Source organism: Pseudolysinimonas sp. (assembly GCF_031389465.1).
Classification (GTDB): domain Bacteria; phylum Actinomycetota; class Actinomycetes; order Actinomycetales; family Microbacteriaceae; genus Pseudolysinimonas_A.
Genome location: NZ_JANMSQ010000116.1, coordinates 1 through 3,906, shown reverse-complemented (window position 1 = coordinate 3,906; position 3,906 = coordinate 1). Strand labels below are relative to the sequence as shown.

The 3,906-nt window shown below is 69.0% G+C and carries 4 protein-coding genes; 1 reads left to right on the top strand and 3 read right to left on the bottom strand.

Annotated features, from left to right (window positions below; genetic code table 11):
• The coding region (locus RMO30_RS04455) for an ROK family protein (protein WP_309710042.1) at nt 1-446 on the top strand (446 nt) is incomplete at its 5' end.
• Here the strand turns inward: RMO30_RS04455 and RMO30_RS04450 are convergent.
• From RMO30_RS04450 to RMO30_RS04440, 3 genes are read right to left on the bottom strand one after another with little or no spacing between them, the layout of a single operon-like run.
• Nucleotides 443-1,708 carry a saccharopine dehydrogenase C-terminal domain-containing protein gene (locus RMO30_RS04450; RefSeq protein ID WP_309710039.1) on the bottom strand — a complete coding sequence of 422 codons (1,266 nt, stop codon included), beginning with the start codon at nt 1,706-1,708 and terminating at the stop codon, nt 443-445. The two genes, RMO30_RS04455 and RMO30_RS04450, sit on opposite strands and share 4 nt — an antisense overlap.
• Complete coding sequence (locus RMO30_RS04445; protein WP_309710037.1) at nt 1,705-2,364, bottom strand: phosphatase PAP2 family protein; 660 nt, start codon at nt 2,362-2,364, stop codon at nt 1,705-1,707. The genes RMO30_RS04450 and RMO30_RS04445 overlap by 4 nt, the downstream gene beginning before the upstream one ends.
• Before the next feature lie 25 nt (nt 2,365-2,389).
• Nucleotides 2,390-3,649, bottom strand: coding sequence for a multidrug effflux MFS transporter (locus RMO30_RS04440; RefSeq protein WP_309710034.1), 1,260 nt, complete (start codon nt 3,647-3,649; stop codon nt 2,390-2,392).
• Nucleotides 3,650-3,906 lie beyond the last annotated feature (257 nt).

Genomic DNA, 3,906 nt, shown 5'->3' with positions numbered 1-3,906 from the left:
CGGGGGAGTTCGGTCAGAACCGCCCGGGTGCGGGCAACCGACTCTCGGACCGCGGCACGCTGGAAGATGAGGTGAGCCGCGCCCTCGTCGTCGAGCTACTCGGCCTCGACGACGCGGACGAGCCGACGCTCTCGACGGCGATCGCTGCGAGCGATGACCCCCGAGTGTCCCGAGAACTCAGCCGACAACAGGGCATCCTTGCTGTCGCGCTCGGCAACGCGGTGAATGTCTTCAACCCCGAACTGGTCGTGCTCGGCGGCTACCTCGCGACTCACCTCGCCTGGCACCCGCCGACTCTCCTCGACGCCGTCACTGCCGCGACGATCCCTGCCGCATCCGAAGGCGTCTCGATTGTGCCCGCGGCCCTCGGTGAAGACCGACTGCTCATCGGCGCGGCGGAGCTCGCCTTCCGTTCGCTGCTCCGGGACCCCGCCTCCTGGCGCTAACGGTCTTCGAGGCCCCAGGCCTGCCCGTAGCCGCCGTCGGCCTCGGGCTTCGCCATCAGTTCGAGGAACGGTGCCGCGGGGAACGCCTCCGGACCGAGCACCCCAGAGCCGCTCCACACCCCGGTGCTGAGCAGTTCGAGCGCGATCACCGGATTGAGAGCCGTCTGCCACACGACGCACTGGCTGTCGTACTCGGCCATCGTCCACTCGTTGTCGCTCACGTGGTACAGGTACACCTCACGCGGCTTACCGTCTTTGCCGGTGCCGGTGACCCAGAGGCCCGCACAGGTCTTTCCGGTCATTCGCGGGCCGATCGACGCAGGGTCGGGCAGCGCGGCGGCGACGACATCGCGCGGGGCGACCTCGACGGGGCCGTTCGCACTGCGCACCCGGATCGGCTCGGTCGCATCGAGGTGGAGCTTGTGCAGGGTCTTCAAGACGCCGATGAATTCGTCGCCGAGGCCGTACTTGAAGGTGACCCGTTTCGCGTCGACCCAGCGCGGCATCAGCAGAACCTCTTCGTGCTCGACGTTGACGCACTCGACCGGCCCGATGCCTTCGGGAAAGTCGAAAACTTCCGGTTCGGAGAACGGCGGGGTCGTGAACCAGCCCCTGTCTTTCTCCCAGACCACCGGCGGGTTGAGGCATTCCTCGATCGTCGTCCAAATGCTGAACGAGGGAGCGAAGATCTCTTCGCCGTTCTCGTCGCGCACGACGAGGTTCGCGCCGTCGCGCACGCCCAGCTCGTCGATTGACGAAAACAGCTCGTCGGCCGCATAGCGCGCGAAGACGTCGGACAGCCCCGGCTCGACGCCCATCCCGACCAACGCGAGTCGGCCCGCGCTCTCCCAGTCCCCAGCCTGCCGGAACTGGTCGTCGCCGAGCTTCACGCCGGTGAGGGAATAGGGGTCGTCGGGATGCGGCTCCGACAGGCTCATCGCCATGTCGAGGTAGTCTGCTCCGGCCGCGAGCGCTCCGGCGAAGATCGTCGGCACGAACTTCGGCTCGACGGCATTCATCACGTGCGTCGCAGCGTGCTCGCGGGCGACGGAAGCGACCGACTCGGGGTCGGAAGCGTCGATCTTCGCCGCGACGAACCGGGCGCCCTGATCGCCGTGCTTCGCGGTCACCGACGCGACGGTGCGCTCAGCTCGAGAGAGGTCGTAGTCGCTCACGACGATCGTTTCGAAGAAGTCGCGGCGGGCGGCGATCTTCGCGATCGCGTCGCCCACCCCGCCAGCACCGACGAGGAGGATTCTCATGCCCCGACGCTAGCGCGTCGACCCTGACGTTCGCGATGGAGCATGGGGGCGAGAATCGCCCACCCGGCGAGTGCGACCGACGCCCCGAGAAGCGCGCCGCCGACGGTGTCAGTCACCCAGTGGGCGCCGAGGTAGGTGCGGCTGAGCGCCATGAGCACGACGTACGCCGCACCGGCGGTGGCGACCCACCAGCGGCACAGAAGCAGTGCGAGCAACACCACGACCGTGGCCGCGTTAGCGACGTGGCCGGACGGATAGGCCGCGGTGTGGAGTTCGAGAAGGCTGTCCTCCGGCCGAGCCCGCCCGAACAGCACCTTCAGCGCCTGCACGAGAAGCGCGCTCACTGCCGAGGCGATCACGAACACGGAAGCTGCCCAGGGTCGTCGGGCGATCAGGAACGACACGGCGACCACGACCGGAATGAGCCAGTTCGCGAACCAGCCACCGCCGAGGAAGTCGAAGACCCGCGAGACCGCCTCCCACCCGGGGCCGCGCATCTCGAGGATCTCCGCCATCCACTCCCCGTCGATCTCGTCAGCGATCGCTTCGACCCGCACGAGGAGCCCAAGCAGCAGCACGACAACAACACCGCCGGCCGACGCGATCCCGGCGATCCGGCGCCAGGGAAGGTCGCGGATGGAAGCGGGAACCGGCATCCTGTCACGCTAGCCGTGGCTGCGGTCAGTGTGGGGCGACCGGGATCTCGGCAGGCTCGTCGCCGATGCGCACCGCCCGTAACGGCCTCACGACGATCCAGAGCAGCGCGGTCGCGATGGTGAGCGTGAAACCCATCGCCAGACCCATCGGGATCGCGGTCTCGGTGCCGAACACGCCCACGATGGGCGCCGAGAGGCTGGCAAGACCGAAGTTGATCGCACCGAGAAGGGCCGCGGCGGTACCGGCCTCCGCGCCGTGCGGGGCGAGCGCCGTCACCTGGATGCACGGGAAGCTCAGCCCCGCGCAACTCAGGAAGACGAAGGTGCTCGCCACGATCGGCGCCAGCCCGAGGTCGAGAGCGGCGGCCGCAGCGGCGGTGAACCCCGCGATCGCCATGACCGGCAGCGAGACTGCGAGGATGCGCGCAGGCGCGAAGCGACGCATGAGCCGAGACGCGACCTGCGACGAGACCGCGAGTCCGATCGAGTTGACGGCGAACAGGATGCCGTACTGCTGCGGGTCGAATCCGTAAACGTCTTGGAACAGGAACGACGACGCCGCGAGATAGGCGAACAGGCCGGAGAACAGCAAGCCGGCGATGAGCGCAACGCCGATGAACACTCGGTCGGAAAGTACCGCGCGGTAGCGCTGCGCCGTCGTGATGTGGCCTCGTACCCGTCGGCGCTCGGGCGGGAGGGTCTCGGCGAGCAGGAGGGCGGCGAGCGCGACGATCACGACGCCGTAGCCTGCGAGGGCGAGGAACAGTCCGCGCCAATCCAGCACCGCGAGCAGCTGCGACCCGATCACCGGGGCGAGGATCGGCGCGAGGCTCGTGACGAGTGCCAGGCGTGACAGCATCCGCACCAAGGGCTGCCCGCCGAACAGGTCGCGCACCGTCGCCATCGCCACCACGCCAGCGCCCGCAGCACCGATCCCCTGCAGCACGCGGAAGACGAGCACCCCGGCGATGTCGGGCGCGCACGCCACACCGAGGCTCGCCCCGACGTGCACGACGGTGGCGAGAATGAGCGGCAGCCGCCGCCCGACGGTGTCGCTCCACGGGCCGACCACCAACTGCCCCAGTCCGAACCCGATCATCGTCGCGGTGAGGGTCAGCTGGATGACGGACTCCGACGCGTCGAGTTCGGCGGCGACCACCGGGAACGCCGGCAGGTAGAGGTCGATCGTGAACGGGCCGAGAGCGACGAGCGCTCCGAGCACGACCACATACAGCACGCGGGACGAACGCGACAGGGCGTCGCCCGGATGGGTCAGGGTGGGCATGAGGTCGCGATTTCTTCGATAGCTGCGGCGCGGGTGCGCCGGCTCCCTCGATGACGACTCCCGGATCGACCCTAGCGCGCGGGCGCACCCTCGTGCAGGGTCGCGAAGGCGCGCACTGGGAAGCCGACCGCTCAGCCTGCGACGCGCGCCTCTTCGACCCCGCGCAGCGCCCTCGGCAGCCCGAGGGCGAGCATCGTGCCGATGTTGGTGTAGCGGGTGTCAAACAGCACACCCTGCCTCAGGTCGTCGCCGTGCCG

Excerpts from the sequence above, each read along its gene's own strand:
- RMO30_RS04450 (WP_309710039.1), bottom strand. The coding sequence starts at position 1,708 with ATGAGAATCCTCCTCGTCGGTGCTGGCGGGGTGGGCGACGCGATCGCG.
- RMO30_RS04445 (WP_309710037.1), bottom strand. The coding sequence starts at position 2,364 with ATGCCGGTTCCCGCTTCCATCCGCGACCTTCCCTGGCGCCGGATCGCC.
- RMO30_RS04440 (WP_309710034.1), bottom strand. The coding sequence starts at position 3,649 with ATGCCCACCCTGACCCATCCGGGCGACGCCCTGTCGCGTTCGTCCCGC.